13 protein-coding genes are annotated in these 18,010 nt (G+C 50.1%); 9 read left to right on the top strand and 4 right to left on the bottom strand.

What is annotated here, in order from left to right:
* Positions 1-167 precede the first annotated feature (167 nt).
* The 6 genes from V5J35_RS22365 to cysK all read left to right on the top strand — a co-directional run bounded on the left by V5J35_RS22365 (position 168) and on the right by cysK (position 8,437).
* Positions 168-2,000, top strand: a complete 1,833-nt coding sequence (locus V5J35_RS22365) for a beta-ketoacyl synthase (protein WP_354009249.1) — start codon at positions 168-170, stop codon at positions 1,998-2,000.
* A 209-nt stretch (positions 2,001-2,209) separates the two neighbouring features.
* Entirely contained in the window at positions 2,210-3,601 is a 1,392-nt protein-coding gene (locus tag V5J35_RS22370; RefSeq protein ID WP_354009250.1) for a hypothetical protein, read from the top strand.
* Between the two features lie 161 nt (positions 3,602-3,762).
* On the top strand, positions 3,763-5,040 hold the full coding sequence (locus V5J35_RS22375) for an O-acetylhomoserine aminocarboxypropyltransferase/cysteine synthase family protein (protein ID WP_354009251.1): 1,278 nt from the start codon (positions 3,763-3,765) through the stop codon (positions 5,038-5,040).
* A 120-nt stretch (positions 5,041-5,160) separates the two neighbouring features.
* A complete protein-coding gene (gene cobB, locus V5J35_RS22380) occupies positions 5,161-5,859 on the top strand; it encodes a Sir2 family NAD+-dependent deacetylase (RefSeq protein ID WP_354009252.1) in 699 nt (232 codons plus the stop codon).
* 147 nt (positions 5,860-6,006) lie between these two features.
* Positions 6,007-7,350 carry a purine-cytosine permease family protein gene (locus tag V5J35_RS22385; RefSeq protein WP_354009253.1) on the top strand — a complete coding sequence of 448 codons (1,344 nt, stop codon included), beginning with the start codon at positions 6,007-6,009 and terminating at the stop codon, positions 7,348-7,350.
* Between the two features lie 115 nt (positions 7,351-7,465).
* Positions 7,466-8,437, top strand: a complete 972-nt coding sequence (gene cysK / locus V5J35_RS22390) for a cysteine synthase A (RefSeq protein WP_354009254.1) — start codon at positions 7,466-7,468, stop codon at positions 8,435-8,437.
* A gap of 43 nt (positions 8,438-8,480) precedes the next feature.
* On the opposite strand, the gene amt is transcribed toward cysK, so the two are convergent.
* A complete protein-coding gene (amt, locus tag V5J35_RS22395) occupies positions 8,481-10,577 on the bottom strand; it encodes an ammonium transporter (RefSeq protein WP_354009255.1) in 2,097 nt (698 codons plus the stop codon).
* A 273-nt stretch (positions 10,578-10,850) separates the two neighbouring features.
* Here amt and V5J35_RS22400 point away from each other — a divergent pair, with 273 nt between their 5' ends.
* Together V5J35_RS22400 and V5J35_RS22405 are read left to right on the top strand one after the other, a co-directional pair.
* Positions 10,851-11,771: an SPFH domain-containing protein gene (locus V5J35_RS22400; protein ID WP_354009256.1), complete on the top strand. Its 921-nt coding sequence runs from the start codon at positions 10,851-10,853 to the stop codon at positions 11,769-11,771.
* A gap of 36 nt (positions 11,772-11,807) precedes the next feature.
* Complete coding sequence (locus tag V5J35_RS22405) at positions 11,808-12,266, top strand: NfeD family protein (RefSeq protein ID WP_354009257.1); 459 nt, start codon at positions 11,808-11,810, stop codon at positions 12,264-12,266.
* A gap of 117 nt (positions 12,267-12,383) precedes the next feature.
* Here V5J35_RS22405 and V5J35_RS22410 read toward each other — a convergent pair whose 3' ends face one another.
* The 3 genes from V5J35_RS22410 to V5J35_RS22420 are packed head-to-tail and all read right to left on the bottom strand — an operon-like array spanning position 12,384 to position 16,243.
* The gene (locus tag V5J35_RS22410) at positions 12,384-14,057 is read right to left on the bottom strand and encodes a hypothetical protein (RefSeq protein WP_354009258.1); all 1,674 of its coding nucleotides are present in this window, start codon (positions 14,055-14,057) and stop codon (positions 12,384-12,386) included.
* Between the two features lie 44 nt (positions 14,058-14,101).
* Entirely contained in the window at positions 14,102-15,082 is a 981-nt protein-coding gene (locus tag V5J35_RS22415) for a fumarylacetoacetate hydrolase family protein (protein ID WP_354009259.1), read from the bottom strand.
* A gap of 12 nt (positions 15,083-15,094) precedes the next feature.
* On the bottom strand, positions 15,095-16,243 hold the full coding sequence (locus tag V5J35_RS22420; protein ID WP_354009260.1) for a homogentisate 1,2-dioxygenase: 1,149 nt from the start codon (positions 16,241-16,243) through the stop codon (positions 15,095-15,097).
* Positions 16,244-16,420: 177 nt separating this feature from the next.
* Between V5J35_RS22420 and V5J35_RS22425 the strand changes: the two genes are divergently transcribed.
* Positions 16,421-17,476, top strand: a complete 1,056-nt coding sequence (locus tag V5J35_RS22425) for a potassium channel family protein (RefSeq protein WP_354009261.1) — start codon at positions 16,421-16,423, stop codon at positions 17,474-17,476.
* Positions 17,477-18,010: the final 534 nt, after the last annotated feature.

Genomic DNA, 18,010 nt, shown 5'->3' on the forward strand with positions numbered 1-18,010 from the left:
TGGAAGAATGGCTAAATTGTCGGATGATTTGGCTGATTTGTCCAGATGATATGCTGACAGTACCATTACACTAAAGCGACATAATCAAAGTACTGTTTCCAGCGTATCTTCCGTTCATCCAGGAGCCGGAAACAGGTGTCAGCATTCAAGGTGTCAGGAGTTTGTGAGTGTCCAGATTACCCGTTATCGTTGCCCAGGGTGGCGTCAGTCCGGCAGGACGAAGCTCCGGTTTTCATGGTTATCGACGTCTGGTGGTTGACCGGCTGGGAGCCGTTGAGCGTCAGCAGACCCTGAACGCCATCGCCCGTCTGCGTAGGCTGGATAATACTGCAACCGAGCAGGACATTCTTTCCGGTACCCTGATTCGTCAGCTCGAAGATAACCTGTTTGATGCCGACAACCTCTACCTGCACAATGCCCTGAATGTTCAGGAAGGTTCTGAACTGATCCTGCCAGTCCGTCGTCTGCCAGCTTTACCCGGGGGCTGGGTGGCAGAGCCTCTGGCTGATGGCAAACACGTTCGTGTCCGGGTCTCGGCGGCGCATAAAATGATGTTGCCGGGCAGCAGGGTTTCACCGGTCAAGGCAGCCGGACAACTGCCGTCTGGATTCCAGCCGGAGAAACTGTACCAGTCCCGCCATCATCCCCGTTCACTGGCTATGACCGTATTCGGTGCTTCTGATGCAGTGCTGTCCTCAGGACTCGACTGGGCAGGGCTGAAAGGCTTGCTGGCACCGGAAGAGATGGCGGTGTATTCCGGCAGCGCCATGAGTCAGCTGGATTATAACGGCAACGGTGGCATGATGCAGGCGCGCCTGCTGGGCAAGCGTGTGACGTCCAAACAGTGTCCGCTGGGCTTTTCAGAAATGTCAGCGGACTTTATCAACGCCTATATTCTTGGCTCCCTGGGAGCCACCGGTACCAGCATGGGCGCCTGTGCCACCATGCTGTATAACCTGCAGCTGGCAGTTAATGATATTCGCAGTGGACGCCGCCGTCTGGTGGTGGTTGGCAATAGTGAAGCGCCGGTTACGCCGGAAATTATGGACGGTTATACCACTATGGGCGCTCTGGCGACGGATGCAGACCTCAGGGGACTGGATCAACTGATGGACAGTGAAGACCCGGACTGGCGTCGTGCCTGTCGACCGTTTGCCGATAATGCGGGCTTTACCATTGCCGAGTCTTCCCAGTTTCTGATTTTGATGGATGATGAACTGGCTATGGAGGCCGGCGCAGAAGTTCTGGGCGCTGTGGCGGATGTTTTTGTGAATGCGGATGGCTACAAAAAATCCATCTCCGCTCCGGGAGCCGGTAACTATCTGACCGTTGCCAGGGCGGCTGCTCTGGGTCGATCCATTCTGGGCGAAGAGCCCCTCCGTCAGCGCAGTTATGTTCAGGCGCATGGCACCGGTACACCCCAGAACCGCGTGACCGAATCGCATATTCTCAATGAGACGGCAAAAGTCTTTGGCATTGACCAGTGGGCGGTGTCTGCTGTGAAAAGCTATGTTGGGCATTCCATCGGTGTGGCCGGTGGCGATCAGATGATGTCAACCCTTGGGGTATGGGATCAGGGTATGATTCCGGGTATTCGCACCATCAACCATCTGGCGGAAGATGTTCACGCTTCACACCTGAATATTCTTACCGACCATCTTGATACTGGTGTCAACGGCATGGATATGACACTGGTGAACGCTAAAGGGTTCGGTGGAAACAATGCCACTGCCCTGGTACTGAGCCCGAACGTGGCCCGGTCGATGTTGCAGAAAAAGCATGGTGAAAAAGCGGCGGCTGCATGGGAACAACGCCAGGAAAGTACCCGGGAACGTCAGCAGGAATACGAAGATCAACATCAGCAGGGAACCATGACGCCGATCTACCAGTTTGGTGAAGGCGTCCTGAATGGCAGCGAGCTGGACTATACGGATCAGAAACTGTCGGTACCCGGCTATGGTCGTGCGACAAACCTGAATCTGGAAAACCCATACTGGTAAACCAGAAAACCCCCGTTACCAGTCTGGTGACGGGGGTATCCCTCTTTTCTTTCCCGCCTTTCCTGTTTTTCTAAGTCCTTTGTAAAAGCAACCGCCTTCAGTTGATTTTATTGGTGACTCAAGCCATTCTCATCGAGTCATGTATCGTTGCATAGATGCTGCGACATTCAAGGTGTAGCAGGTGTTTTGGTGGACAGAAGGAGAATCACATGCTCATGAATCGTCTGGGGTTAGCCCTGGTTTTAGTGGGGGCAGTAGGTATACAGCCGCTGGCTGCCCGGGCCGATGCCGGGCGCGTGGATATCAACAACGCCGTTCAGTCCAGTCTGACGCTGTATTCTGACAAGGCATTTGTTCGTCACTCACTGTCTGCCCTGCCTTCTGAACAGGGCAGCCTGCAAGTGTCTGGGCTACCCCGGGAATGGGACCATGACAGCCTTGAACTGAGGTATCAGGAGAGTGCCGGCTCAGTGGCACCGGCTCAGCTGATCTGGCAGCCGGAAGGTTTAGACCGGGATGTGATTTACCGGGGAATGGTTGGAAAGTCGGTAGAATTGCTGGGCGGTGGCCTGAATGTTCCGGTACAGGGTACGATGCTGTCTTACCATTCGGGTCTGGCACTGGTTCAGGGAACCAATGGACGACAGTATCTTGTAGACTGGAGCGACCCGCAGGGCATACGGGTTGCTGGCCGTGATGCTATGGTCGCTGATAACCAGCTGGTTTCAGGTATTACCGCATCGTTTACACCCGAACAGGTTAAACAGCTTCAGGCTGATAATCTGCAACTGTCTTATGTGACACCATCAGTACGTTATAGCAGTCATTATCGTATGACGGTCAATGACTCTGATAATGCCCGGCTGGAACTGAGCGCACTGCTGAATAATTACAGCGACACCAGCTTCACCCGGGCGGATATACGACTGGTTTCCGGTGACACCGGAAGACGCGCTGCCTATGCCCGCAGCAGGCAGGTGATGATGGAGGCCGCACCGGCTGCCATGGATTCAGCCGGTGAAAGAGTGGGGGAAATGCTGGTGCAGAAACTGCCGGAAGGCACCCGGCTGCCGGCGCGCTCCAGTCAGCAGCTCAGCCTGTTGCGTAAGGATGCGCTGAAGGTAGAAAAACTGTATGCACTGGATGTTTACGGACGTTCTTTCAGTGGTCGCAATAAAGTGGCTGAAAGACCTCGGCTGACTTATCGTTTCAAGGCGGAAACCGACCTGCCTGCTGCACCGGTGAAACTGTTTGAGGAAACCACTGATGGTGCGGTCATCATAGCCGGTGAAAGCTGGTTGACGCAGACGACATCCGGCGACTATGCCCATTTGACCATGGGAGAAGCTCTGGCCGTCAGGGTTGAGCGTAACCTGAAAAGCTCCCAGCAGCAGGAAAAGGACCTGAAGAACCAGTGGCAGGCTGTGATTCGCAATGATCAGGATGTCGAAGTCACGCTCACGCTGATGGAGCGTGATTCGGGATTGCTGAAAATCAGTGATGTAAAAGGTGCCACCCTGGAAGGTGCGCGTACTCTTACCGTTAAAGTGCCTGCCAAAAGCTCTCATGAGATCAGTTATCAGGCGACTTACAGGCTTTGAAATGTTTGGTTGCTGAACAACTCTTACCCGTTAATGGCAGGCACCCGTCTGCCATTTGACAGACCGGTCCGGAATTATGATCTGGATCGTGTTTATTTTTGCCAGCCCTGCGTTATGATCCGATTTCCAGAAATAATTATTCCAATTGGATAAGCAGAATCATGAAAGCAGAAACTATTGCTTTGCACGCAGGTTACGACGGTGATCCAGCGACCAACGCGGCGACCACCCCCATCTATCAGACCATTTCCTATACCTTTGACGATACTCAACACGGTGCAGACCTGTTCGATCTGAAAGTGGCAGGCAATATTTATTCCCGCATAATGAATCCGACGAATGCGGTGCTGGAAGCTCGAATGGCGGCTCTGGAAGGTGGTATTGGTGCTTTAGCCGTTGGTTCAGGCATGGTGGCTATTACCTATGCGTTACAAACACTGACGGAAGTTGGGGCGAATATAGTTTCTACCAGCCAGCTGTATGGGGGGACCTATAATCTGTTTGCCCATACCCTGCCAAAACAGGGGGTCGAAGTGCGCTTTGCTTCACACGATGACTATACGGCGCTGGAAGCCCATATTGATAAAAATACCCGGGCGATGTTCTGTGAATCCATTGGTAACCCGGCAGGCAATATTGTTGATATTGCCAGACTGGCTGAGATCGCCCACAGACATGGTGTACCGCTGATTGTTGATAATACTGTTGCCACCCCGATCCTTTGTCGCCCCATAGAACATGGTGCTGACATTGTCGTGCATTCACTGACTAAATATGTGGGAGGGCATGGTACAACCCTGGGAGGAGTGATTGTTGACAGCGGTAAGTTTGACTGGAAAGGCAACAAAGAACGCTTCCCTGTTTTAAATGAGCCTGACCCCTCCTATCACGGTGTTGTGTATACCGAAGCCTTGGGAGACGCAGCTTATATTGGTCGCGCCCGGGTTGTACCACTGCGTAATACGGGCGGGGCGCTGTCTGCCCAGAGTGCTTTTCAGCTGATGCAAGGGTTGGAAACGCTGGCGCTAAGGATGGAACGTCATTGCCAGAATGCAGAAAAAGTTGCTGCCTACCTGAACGATCACCCATCGGTAAACTGGGTGAATTATGCGGCTCTGCCAGACAGTCCCTACCAGTTAAGGGCTGATAAAATCACAGGCGGCAAAGCTTCAGGTATTCTGAGTTTTGGTATCAAGGGCGGCAAGCAGGCCGGAGCGAAGTTTATTGATGCTCTGCAAATGATTTTACGTCTGGTGAATATTGGCGATGCCAAGTCGTTAGCCTGCCACCCTGCCACGACAACTCATCGGCAGTTGAATCCTCAGGAGCTTGAGGCTGCCGGGGTTTCCGAAGATATGATCAGATTATCCATTGGCATTGAACATATTGACGATATCCTTGCTGATATTGAGCAGGCACTGGTGGTAAGTCAGGGCTGATTGATTGGGTAGCTCAAAATAAACAGCCATAGCCCCTGAATATTTGTGGCACAATAGCTTCCTCTGACGCATGGGGGGCTTTTTGTGGCTGTTTATTTATCATCAGGTAGCAAGGTTTAAATGCCAAAGTTTAAGTCTATTGTCGTTTTAACAGGTGCAGGTATTTCGGCGGAATCAGGTATTCGTACTTTCCGTGCCAGTGATGGCCTGTGGGAAGATCATCCGGTTGAAGAAGTCGCCACGCCTGAGGGCTACTACCGCAATCCGGCACTGGTACAGACTTTTTATAACCAGCGCCGTCAGCAGCTGAGTGAAGTTGAAGCTAATCAGGCTCATCTGGCCCTGGCTGATTTTGAGAAAACGTTTGGTGGTGAATTTCTTCTGGTGACCCAGAATGTAGACGACCTCCATGAACGCGCGGGCAGTCGCCACCTGATTCATCTGCATGGAGAGCTGTATAAAGTTCGGTGTCAGGATACCGAACAGGTTTTTGAGTGGAAACAGGATGTAACGCTGGAAACGGAATGCCCCTGTTGTGGCAAGCCCGGCAACCTGCGCCCACATATTGTCTGGTTTGGCGAAATGCCTCTGGAGATGGAACGGATTTACGATGCGCTGTCACGGTGTGACCTGTTTATCTCAATTGGTACTTCCGGAAACGTCTATCCGGCTGCCGGTTTCTGTCAGGAGGCATTGGCGGCTGGCGCTCATACGGTAGAACTGAACCTTGAGCCCAGTGAAACCCGTGATGCGTTTCTGGAAGCTGTGCATGGGCCTGCCACCCGGGTTGTCCCGCAGTATTTGTCCGAGCTCTTCTGAAAAACAAGCTATTAAACTTCAGTTTTAAAGCGTAAACCGGTCTGCTGTTCTATCCTGATGACCTTTATGAATTCTGAAAATTATTCAGGAACTTGTTTAGGAACTCATTGTGGAGCTCGTTTTGGAACTCGTTTTGGATATAGCGGTTTGCGATCGCTGATTACCCGTTTCAGGTCTGAGATTGAAGTCTATGGTACTCAGCCTGTACCGGCCAGTCTGCGGCAAGCCGGCAGTTATGACCTGTTTGTGATAATGGCCAATTTTCTGGTCAATCCCGCCTCTATCTACTCTGCGGCTCTTGGTGTAGCCGGGGGCTTATCGTTTATTACTGTGGTTGTTACCCAGGTGGTTGCCCTGTTTGTTGCCATGGTCGTTTTGCTGGTGATGGCGCGAATGGGAGTGGATTATGGTTTGACGGGACAAATGGCCTGTCGCACAGCCCTGGGTGTCCGGGGAGGGCGCTGGCTGACTTCACCATTAAGGGCGGTGTGTTCGGTTTACTGGTTTGCTTTTCAGACTCTGGTAAGCAGTCTGGCGCTGACGGCCATCTCGTCAGAGTACTTTGGTATTATTATTCCACTGACAACGGTGGCTTTGCTTTTTGCTGTTTTGCAGGTATCGGTGGCGTTGGTGGGCTATCGCTGGTTGCAGGGGGTGTTTGGCAGGGCTTTACCGCTTAAGGTTCTGTGTCTGGTGGTCATTGTTGCTTTGCTCTGGAAACAGCCTGCCGCTGGTAATAACTGGTTTCACCTGCCGGCTGACAATGACTGGCTGCTGGTGATGCTCTGGTTTAATGCGGTTGTTGGCAGCATGCTCACAAATGTCACAGACTCAGCCGATCTGGTTCGTTATGTTAAGAACCGGCGCAGTTTATGGGCAGGAGCGATGTCCGGTGCGTTATGCGGCGTAGTATTAGGCGCAGGGCTGGGTGCCTGGCTGATGATGGTGGTAGGCGGAAGCGCTGACGATCTTTATCACAATGTTTTGCGTGCTGAGCCCGGTCTGTTGATGGTTGTTGCCATTGTTGTCCTGATCGTGATGGATAACTGGACGATTAATATCATCAATCTGTATACCGGTGGTTTATCGCTGAGTCATACACTGGAGCCCGTGAGTCGTTTTACCTGCACGCTGCTGGTCAGTCTTCCTGCTATCTGGCTGTCTGGCATGCCCGGGGTGATTCACAATTATCTGCAGACAATGGAGAAAGCCGGGGTCTTTTTTGCTGCGATTGCCGGGGTGCTGCTGGTGGATTATTTCATCAGGAAATGGCAGTTAAACGTTAATGCCCTGTATCAGGTTAATGGGGAATACTGGTATCAATACGGTTTTCGAATCAGCGCACTGACCATTATTGCTCTTGCGTCACTGGTCGGGTTTTCGGTGCCGGAGAGCTGGCCGCTGCCCATTATTGTCCTTCTGATATCGGCAGCTGGTTATCGTTTAATTCAGCATTGTGAAGCACGAAGTAGTTTAGTGATAAAGGAGTGATTTATATTCTAATTAGTTATTAACAAATAATAATATATTCCTTCAATTTATATGTAGCTGCGATATGATGACCTGGCTTTATAAAAGTCATTATCAACGACTATGGGCTAATAAAATGGCTAAGGTTTTCGCAGATAACTCCCTGTCTATTGGCAATACACCGCTGGTTCGGTTGAATCGTATTGCGGGTGATCATGAAGTTTATGTAAAAATTGAATCACGCAATCCCGCTAACAGCGTCAAGTGTCGTATTGGTGCCAGTATGATATGGGAAGCGGAATCCTCCGGTAAACTGCGTGAAGGCATGGAGCTGGTTGAACCCACCAGTGGTAATACCGGTATCGCCCTGGCCTTTGTTGCGTCTGCCAAAGGCATTCCTTTAACCCTGACCATGCCATCGTCCATGAGTCTGGAGCGTCGGAAAGTGATTAAGGCACTTGGTGCCAGAATTGTTCTGACTGAACCGGCTAAGGGGATGGCAGGTGCCGTGGCAAAGGCTAAGGAAATCGCAGACTCTGACCCTGAAAAATACCTGCTGCTGCAACAGTTTGAAAACCCGGCCAATCCAAAGATCCACGAAGAAACCACTGGTCCGGAAATCTGGAAAGATACCGATGGTGAGATTGATATCCTTGTTGCAGGTGTTGGCACTGGTGGCACGATTACCGGGGTATCGCGTTACCTCAAGGAAATCCGGGGTAAGAATATTACTTCGGTGGCCGTAGAACCAACGGCATCGCCAGTTATTACCCAGACGCTGACTGGTCAGGATGTTAAGCCTGCCCCTCATAAGATTCAGGGTATTGGTGCTGGATTTATTCCCGGTAATCTGGATTTGTCGCTGGTGGATCAGGTTGAGCAGGTCAGTAATGAAGATGCCATTGCCATGGCGCTCAGGCTGATGCGTGAAGAAGGTATTCTGGCCGGTATCTCCGGTGGTGCTGCGGTGGCGGCTGCCCTGAAGGTAGCTGAGGAACCGGTTCATAAAGGTAAGAAGGTGGTTGTGATACTGCCGGACTCCGGAGAACGTTATTTGTCGACCGCTCTTTTTGAAGGGGAGTTCGACGAACAGGATCTGGTTCAGTAGATAGTCAACCCTGCCCGGCCTTACTGATACTCACTCAGAAAACTCATAGGTTTTCCCACTTTACCGGAATCTGCAATGTAAAGTGGGAACCTTCTCCGACCTGACTCTTTACCGAAATACTACCGCCCATCAGTTCGACCAGTTGCCTGCAGATGGTAAGCCCAAGTCCACTGCTGTGTGCTTCTCTGTCGGCGTACTTTTCTTCCTGGCCAAAGGCATTGAACACGTCTTTAAGGTTGTCTTCAGCAATGCCTGCGCCAGTGTCTTTCACTTCCAGCAGCAGATTACCAGTACTATATTCCATTTGAGCTGAGAGTGTAATGGTTCCCTCGTCGGTAAACCGGAAAGCGTTACCCAGCAGGTTGATAATGATCTGGCGAAGCCTTTGAATGTCTGCGGTGAGTGTTTCCGGCGTTCCCATTTCGATTTCAACGATCAGCTCCAGATCTTTGTCGAGAGCTTCTGTCAGGAACACTTTTTTACACTGTTCTAACAGTTCCGGCAGTTGAAAGGTTGAGTTTTGCAGAGAGAGATTGCCTGACTCCAGTCTGGAGTAGTCTATGACATCGTTAACGATAGCCATAAGAGCATGGCCTGACTGGGTGATGACCTCGAGCCAATTTTTTTGATCATCGGGCAGGGGCTCCATATTCAAAATTTCAGAAGTTACAATGATGCCATTCAGGGGGGTTCGTATCTCTCGGCTAACTTTGGAGATTAACAGCGTTTTCTGCCGGTTAGCTGAGTCAACTTCGGCTTTTTGCAGCATTAAATCGTTGTGGGTTGTTTGCAGAGTCTCCAGACTGGATTGCAATTCCATCTGGTTTTTCAGGAAGGATGCAAGAATACGGTTATATTGCTGTGTAATGCCTGCAAGCTCTGAAAAGGGGTCACTCTCAAGTGGATGAAAGTTGCCACTATGAGACTGCTGCTCAAGGTCGTGGATAATCTCAGACAATTCCGTGATGGCACCATGCTCGCTGATATTCAGTCCAATTCTTTCACTTTCCGCACTGACCCTGAGTGGATACCAGCGGTTTATGAGTTTGAGAAGCATAAAACTGACGCCAAACGCCCAGGCAACAACAGTGGTAGCCCCCAGCAACTGGACGCCAAACTGTGTTATGAAATCATTTCCGGTATTCAGTATCTCAGGGTCGCCAAGCAGGGCAACCGAGAGGCTTCCCCAGACGCCGGCCCCGAGGTGCACTGGAATTGTGGCTATGACATCATCAATCTTGCGTTGTTCCAGATAAACCGTAAACCCACAGCAAATCAGGCCTGAAATGGTACCAATAAGGACAGCTTCAGCGGGTTGCATGGCATGGGCTCCGGCGGTGATTCCCACCAGCCCGGCCAGAATGCCATTGGATATCTGGGGGATATCCGCTTTATGATAAAACACCGAACACCAGATCAGGCTCGCCAGCCCGCCAGCACAGGCTGATACAAACGTATTGATCATGACCAGGCTCAGCAGGTCATCCATTTTCAGGAGACTGCCCATATTGAAACCAAACCAGCCCAGCCAGAGCAACATAACACCAAGCAGGCTCATAGCCTGGTTTTGCCCTCTGAATACCTTGTAACTCTGGTCGTGGAAACCATTTCTTGGGCCAATAATCAGTACTGCTGCCAGAGCGACAGCGCCACCCAGTGCATGAACCTGGACAGAGCCGGCAAAGTCAACAAACCCAAGTTCTGACAGCCACCCCCGGGGGGTTCCAAAAACGCCACCCCAGACCCATTGGCCGGAGATCGGATAGATGAATGTCACAATGACCAGACTAATGATCATGTAGCCAGTCAGGCCACAACGCTCCGCTACCGCCCCGGACACAATGGTAGCGGCGGTAGCGGCAAAGAGTGTCTGAAATAACAGAAACAGGTAAGGATAATGAGGGTCATTTGGGTGGGCATTGTGGCTGAAATCTGAAAACCAGCCGTACTGGATGGTAAAGCCGATAGCGAAATAGAACAGAGTCACCAGAATCAGATCAATCAGGTTTTTGGCTGCTACGTTGACCGTATTCTTACTGCGTACGGCACCTGCTTCAAGACATAAAAAACCGGCTTGCATCAGTAGTACCAGCAGAATGCAGAGCGTCATAAACAGGGTATTTTCGGTTCCGTAGGGCATGTACTGTGTTTCCGGTAATGAGTCTGGTAAAACAGTACAGTCATTTATCTGCTTTCTTTTTTGAATTTAGCAGTTGGCACCAGTAGTTTTCGGTCTGATACTGAATTTTTCGTCCATGGCTGTTTTATTCTGTTTCAGCATTCCTTCATTTATTCCTTTCCGCGCTGTTCAGCAGGGCATAGAATACGTTGATTGTTGCCAGTTACTCTTTTAATTAAACTGCCATGAGTGAAACATTGCACTGACATGGTAAAAGTCACAAGGAGTTGAGTTATGGGGTTTGAAATCACTGCTATTGCGTTTGTGCTGCTGATAGCGGTACTCATTGCAACCGGCGTCAGGATGGTTCCCCAGGGTTATAACTACACGGTGGAACGGTTTGGAAAATACACGAAAACGCTCCCGCCAGGTCTGCATGTTATTGTGCCGGTGATCGACAGTGTCGGTAAGAAGATAAATATGATGGAGCAGGTTCTCGATATTGCCCCGCAGGAAGTGATTTCATCGGACAACGCCCAGGTGACGACGGATGCGGTGTGCTTCTTTCAGGTGCAGGATGCGGTGAGAGCGTCTTATGAGGTTAATGACCTTCCGAGGGCCATGCAGAATCTGGTGATGACGAACATTCGTGCAGTGCTTGGATCGATGGAGCTGGACGAAATGCTGTCTAACCGGGATCGCATTAACGGGCAGTTGCTGGCTAAAGTCGATGAAGCCACTGACCCCTGGGGTTTGAAAGTAACCCGTATAGAATTACGTGATATTGCTCCCCCACACGATCTGGTAGAAGCCATGGCCCGGCAGATGAAGGCGGAACGAGACAAGCGCGCCCAGATTCTTGACGCTGAAGGTGCCAGAGAAGCGGCTATTAAAGTAGCAGAAGGCCAAAAGCAGGCTCAGATCCTGCAGGCGGAAGGTGAACTGGAAGCGGCCAAGCGGGAGGCTGAAGCCCGGGAGCGGCTGGCTGAAGCGGAAGCCAGGGCGACTGAGGCGGTGTCGCAGGCGATAGCCAGTGGTGACCAGCGGGCGATTAATTACTTTGTTGCCCAGAAGTATGTTGAGGCTCTGAAAGAAGTTGGGGCAGCTGATAATAGTAAACTGATCATGATGCCACTTGAGGCCAGTAGCGTGATTGGTTCTCTGGCAGGAATCAAGGAATTGCTCAGTGAAGTATCGGGTAATAAGCCGTCCTGAACGGCTGGTTTTCATTAACAGGTTAACGACATTATCATGATGGAATTTCTGTCGGCTATACAACCCTGGCACTGGTTGATTGTAGGTTTTTTGTTCCTGGGGCTGGAAGCCCTTGGAACCGGTGGTTTTTTGTTAGGTACAGCACTGGCCGGGGTGTTGCTGGCTGCGTTGTTGTGGCTTTTTCCTGGCCTGAGCTGGAGCTGGCAACTGGTGTGGTTTGGTCTGAGCAGTCTGGTATTTACGGTGGCGTACTGGAAGCTGTTTCGTCGCGTGAATGAGCGATCTGACAATCAACAGCTTAATAATCGTGCAGTTCAGCTGGTCGGAAGAGTGGTAGAAGTCTCTGAGCCCCTGACCCATGGTCAGGGCAGGGTGCAGATTGGTGACACTCTCTGGAAAGTGAAGGCCAGTGAAACGATTGAAGCCGGTACGCAAGTCGTTGTCGTTGGGGCGGATGGTATGACTTTGTTGGTAGAGCGTCACAGTCAATCCTGAAGTCCGGATTACTATGTACCGGTCAGATCTGCGGCTTGCCCGTTTATTAATGGCAGCAGGCTGCAGTCCGTTTTGAAAAGCAGAGTTGCAGCCCCCTGTTTAAGGGCTTTTTACTGGCTATAATCCTGTATTGGCACGTAGTTCTTCCAGATACTCTTTCCACCATTTCGGTATAAGCCGCCAGCGTATTTTCTGTGTTATCGTTTCAAAATCCAGTCTGGCAAAAATCAGTATTCTGGATTGCGATACGACCAGTAGCCACTGGTCATCTTCATTGAACTCCAGTTGACCTGGTTCGACGAGAGCCCCCAGTCCATCCTCTTTCCTGAGTGACTGATGAAGCTTCCAGTGTTGCGTATCAGGCCGGGGCCTTAGAAGCCTCAGACTGTGCATGCCCTTTTCTGTAACACCCAGTAATCCGGAGTGGTGAGCGAACTGCACATCAGAAGGTGCAAACTGATTACCACTCAGGACCGATTGATCAATGCTCTGTATTAAAGTGCACCAGGCGCTGTAGCACTGATGAATTTCCAATGGCTGGTTTGAATGATAAGGCGCAATCGCGATAAATTCGCCATTGGCTGTCATAGCCAGTTTTCCGGCAATAATGCCTGGTTGCAGCTGGTTAACGGGTACGAGCTGACCAGAGTATGAGTTGAAATAAAACCTGTCCAGCGGGTGTTGAGTAAGATGATGGCGGTTGATGATTACGTAACTGGCCGCAGGTGTTCTGGTAACGGCAATTCCGTGAGGTGCCTGAGCATAGTTATTTTGTGTTATACACCCTACACGGGTTTGGCTGGTAACGTTGTTCAATCTCCCGTTGTTTTTGTCAAATTTCCAGGCTGTCAGCCATGCTGGTTCGCTGGAATCTATTGATGCACAGCTTTCCTCATCGCCTGATTGTTCCCAATTCTCCGTGGTTCCCATTGTAAAAAGATGCGTAACTCCCTGACTGAAGGCTGTGATGCATAGTCTGTAGACGTTATCAGAATGATCGGCTTTAGTTTGTATGGAGCTGGGTGAAAGATGCCCCAGGTCTCCAGGGGGGAAAATCCGGGTGGAGTATAAATCCACTTTCTGTTTGGCGGCATCTATGCCTGCAATCCAGTGCTGGTCTGGAGACAGTGCAAATGCACAGTATCCAGTGGGCATACGCAGGTTGTGACTGCTGTACCATTCCCAGTTACCCTTCTTATCGGTCAAAAGAATTTTTGTAAGGTTGCCAGTTTTAAAGCTAACGATGATTTCAGAAGATACACTGAATGTCGCACTGGCAATCATTGGTGCTGGTTTGCCAGTAAAATCTGTCGCTTTGGAAAAATCCATGTGTGTCTGGTAATAGAACGTGTCAGGGTCTGGTGGGTATAAAGTTTTCCATTGAGCGGGACTGAGACCTGTGCCACTCAGAGTTGAGAGGGTTACCCGTTGGTGCTGTCGGTCAAATCCTTTTAGAGAAATGCCCTTATCCGATCCGTCAGAAGGATTACCATAATAAGTGAATTCAGTACCTGAACTTTTCGGAGAAAAAATCAGCTCCAGATAATGGCAGCGTGATTCAGAAAAACTCAGGATTGAGGGATCTTTCCGAAAACGAAAACCTTCAGGAGGAGTACTCAGAAGTAAAGTGTCTTCAGAGTTATCGCTGCAGAGCATTGTTGTTATCTCTTTTTCAGCCCCGACCGGAACATGGCCAAAATCGATATGCGGGTCAAATTCGAACGTTGCCTGAACAAATACATTAAAAAAAACGCCGTTTAGTACGATTAAAGCGCGTATAAGCCTTTGCATGGCTCCAGCCCCTGGGCAGTCAGAATGCTAAAAGTAGCAGAGTGTCAGTGGTTGCCTGTAAAAGTCTGTTCAATGGCACCAAACAGGGATTGCCCATCCGGAGTGGTAATTTCTATTCGAACCCTGTCTCCGGGTTTTAAATAGGGGGTTTGAGGTTGTCCGCTGGTGATGATTTCCAGCATTCGTTGTTCGACCAGGCAGCATGAACCGGTGCTTTTATCTTTGTTGGACACAGTGCCTGAACCAATAATGGTACCTCGTCCAAGTGGTCGGGTTTTTGCGGCGTGGGCAATCAGTTCATGAAAGTTGAAGGTCATATCCACTGCACAGTCAGGGTGCCCAAACGGCTGGTCATTCAGGTAGACCTGCATGGGCAGACTGAGTTTGCCTTCTTGCCAGTAATTCCCCAGTTCATCCGGGGTAACAGCAACCGGGCCAAAACTGCTGGGGGGTTTGCTCTGGACAAAACCGAAGCCTTTGCCAAGTTCTTCCGGAATCAGGTTGCGCAGTGATATGTCGTTACAGAGTGTCACCAGCATAATATGCTGGTGAGCGTTGTCCGCGCTGCAACCCATGGGGACATCGTTGGTAATGATGGCCAGCTCTGCTTCAAAATCAACGCCCCAGTCCGGGTTGGCAGTGATGGTATCACAGGGACCTAACAGACTGTCGGAAACACCCTGATACATCAGCGGATTGGTCCAGAAGCTATCAGGCATGGAGACCCCGCGGGCTTTTCTTGCCAGTTCCACATGGTTGACGTAGGCGCTGCCATCAAGCCACTGAGTCGCTCTTGGCAGGGGGGCGCTGCAACGAGTGGGATCAAAACGTGCAGCGTTGTCAGCCTGACCATCGGCATTGATACACTGGTAGCGGTTCTGCAGACCAGGCAGAAGTATTTCCCAGTTATCCAGACAGTTTCGCAGTGAACAGGCAATATCGGGTATGGGGACAGCCCGCTCCAGATCTCTGGATACCATGTACAATTCACCATCACGACCAGATTTATAGCTGGCAAATTTCATTTTTTCGTCCTGTCAGTCTTTATCGGTTGAGGCTGGGCTTTTCCATGAGTCGGCATAGGCCCTGATATCAACCTGTTCTGCCTGTCTGGACAGTGACAGCGGTCGACGCGTGTCTATCATGACCGCCACTTCGTTGGTGAAAGTGTGCGGATCTTCCATGCTTTTTTTCAGAGCTTTGGGATGTGGCCCGTGAGGAAAGCCACAGGGGTGAAAGGTCACCATACCGGCATCTATATGGTCACGGCTGAAGAAATTGCCCTGGTGGTAGAAGATGACTTCATCAAAGTCATCATTGTTATGGAAAAAGGGTACTTTAAGGGCGTTGGGGTCTGTTTCAATAGGACGCGGACAGAAAGTACAGACAACAAACCCCTGTCCGACAAATGTTGTATGTACCGAAGGTGGCAAATGATATCGATGGCTGGTGAGCGGCCTTATATCCCGCCAGTTCAGCCTGACCACGGTATTGGTACCGTGCCAGCCTACTGCGTCAAGAGGGTTGAATGGGTATGTGAGGGTTGAGATAGCATCAAGCCGTTTGATGCGAATCTGCCATTCGTTTTCATCCTGCTGAGCCTTGAACTGGTTGTTGATTTCAGGATGATCCAGTACGGCAGGGTCGTAAACAGCGTTGTATCCGGCTACGCCCTTGTCTGGCAGACGATAACAACCATCTTTGTTTTCCACCATCAGCATAACAATGGGTACTGACGTTTCAATACGCCATGCTGTCCCCCTGGGTATAACCAGATAGTCGCCTTCTGTAATAGACAGGTGTCCATAGTCGCAGAAAAACTCGCCCTGACCTTCGTGAATGAACAGCAGCTCATCACCATCGCTGTTGCGCACCAGATTTTGCATAGATAGTGACAGCCGCCAGAAGCGAATGGCCGTATCCTGGTTATAAAGGAAGGGTGAGACAGACCAGGGGCATTCCTGTGTACTGTCCAGCTGGGTCAGGTCCAGGGCATGGGGGCGCAGCGGGCCTTCAAAATGGCTCCAGGCTGTGGGTGGGTGACGGTGATGCATCTGGGTAACCGGACCGTAAAAGCCCTCGCGGCCAAGCTCTCGTTCATAAGTCCCTTCTGGAAGGTCGCAGTGCGCCTGCCGGGAACATTGACCTTCCCGCAGTGGCAGTTGTATCCATGGTTTATGGCTCATTGATGCGCTCCGGTTGCTGTCTGTAACGGTGAGAGGTGCATAAGTCTTGTTACTGTTCTTTTTTTATTCCGGGTTCTGGCTGTCTCTTGCCGGTGCTTTTGCAAGATTGTTGCTTATGAGATATAGACGATAGTGTTATGCTTGTCATGATTTAATAGCTTAAAACGATGGATGAATGTGGTAAAGCTACTTAAGACAACGCTGTTCTATTTGAACCAGCAATTGTTCAGGTTAACCTGGCTTTCCATTGTGGTGCTGCTGTGCGCACTGTATTTTGGCAGCTGGTTTTTAATGGAACTCTCTGGTGAGAAGGGACTGACACAACCCGGAGTCTGGTTTTATTATTTCGTGACGACAGCGACCACCATTGGCTACGGTGATTTAAGCCCTCAAACCACGGGTGGGCGAATGGTGGCTGCTTTTTTCATGATGCCGGGGGCAGTGGTTGTTTTTGCCGCATTTCTTGGCAAAATGTCGACTAAATTTGTCGATCTCTGGAGGAAAGGCATGCAGGGGAAAGGCGACTTTTCCATGTTCGATGACCATATTGTCATACTTGGCTGGCATCCCGAACATACACCACAGATGGTCAACCTGATTTATGGTGACACCCGAAGGATTGCTCGCAAGGTCGTGTTATGTGCAACCGATGAAATTGAAAACCCGTTTCCGGATTCCGTTCATTTTGTTCGCGGTGAAAATCTGCACAGTGAAGATCTGCTCAAACGTTCAGGTATCCGGGAAGCGTCCCGGATTATTATTTACCGGGGCAATGATGATAAAACGCTGGCATCCTGTCTGACTGTGGTGGCAACAGGAACAAAAGCCCATATTGTTGCCTGGTTTGACACTCTGGGTATGGCTGATCTCCTTAAATCGCACTGTCCCCAGGTTGAGTGCCACTCGGACATTTCTATGGAAATGCTGGTACGTTCCGCACAGGATCCGGGTTCTTCCCGTATTCAGGAGCAGTTATTGTCAACGCTTCAGGGGCCTACCCAGTTTTCTATTGTTGTGCCGGAAGGTTTTGGGGCTGTGAGCTTCTCCAGGCTGATGAACTTTTTTAAGACAGAATATGAAGCTATGATTCTGGGGGTTGCTGAGAAGATAACAGGCGATAATCTGCGATTGAATCCGGACAGTAATTATCAGGTGAGGGATAAGCACGTCATTTACTACATGGCTTCCGAGCGAATTCATACCCAGGATGTTAACTGGGAACAGTGTCAATAGGTCTCCGGGGTTCTGGTTATTGACTGGAACCTGTTTTTCTCCCGTCGTTCTGATGGAAAGCCTGAATATTGAAGCCAGCTCTTAAACGCTGTTAGTTTTCAGGGTTTTACATCTTTAATTTATCCAATCATATTCATGGCTTATTAAACTAATTAAAAACCTCCGAATTCGTTATTTGTTAGTCATTCCAACAAGCCTGTCAGTGTTTTAACCAGGGAGCATGGTAAAGTCCCTGATTAATTAGTGAACGCATTTAAGTTGATTAGGGGGGAATAAGCTATGTGTAATTCAGTAAATCGATCTGGTTTTAATGGTTTTACAGCACATACAAACAGGGAAGTTCCAGCCAGAAATATAAAAGAGGCTTTGGATTTGACAAGCAAATTAATGGGTGAGAGTCCATTAAATAAAAGCTCCAGATCTAACAGACCACAGGGAAAACCTCTCAGTGAACGAAAAGTTCAGGAAAGTATAGGGAAAAGGATTTTAAAAGGACTTGGTAAAGGACTAGCGAAGGTTGGCGGGCTGGCCTTC

The sequence above is a fragment of the Endozoicomonas sp. NE40 genome (genome assembly GCF_040549045.1).
Classification (GTDB): domain Bacteria; phylum Pseudomonadota; class Gammaproteobacteria; order Pseudomonadales; family Endozoicomonadaceae; genus Endozoicomonas_A; species Endozoicomonas_A lisbonensis.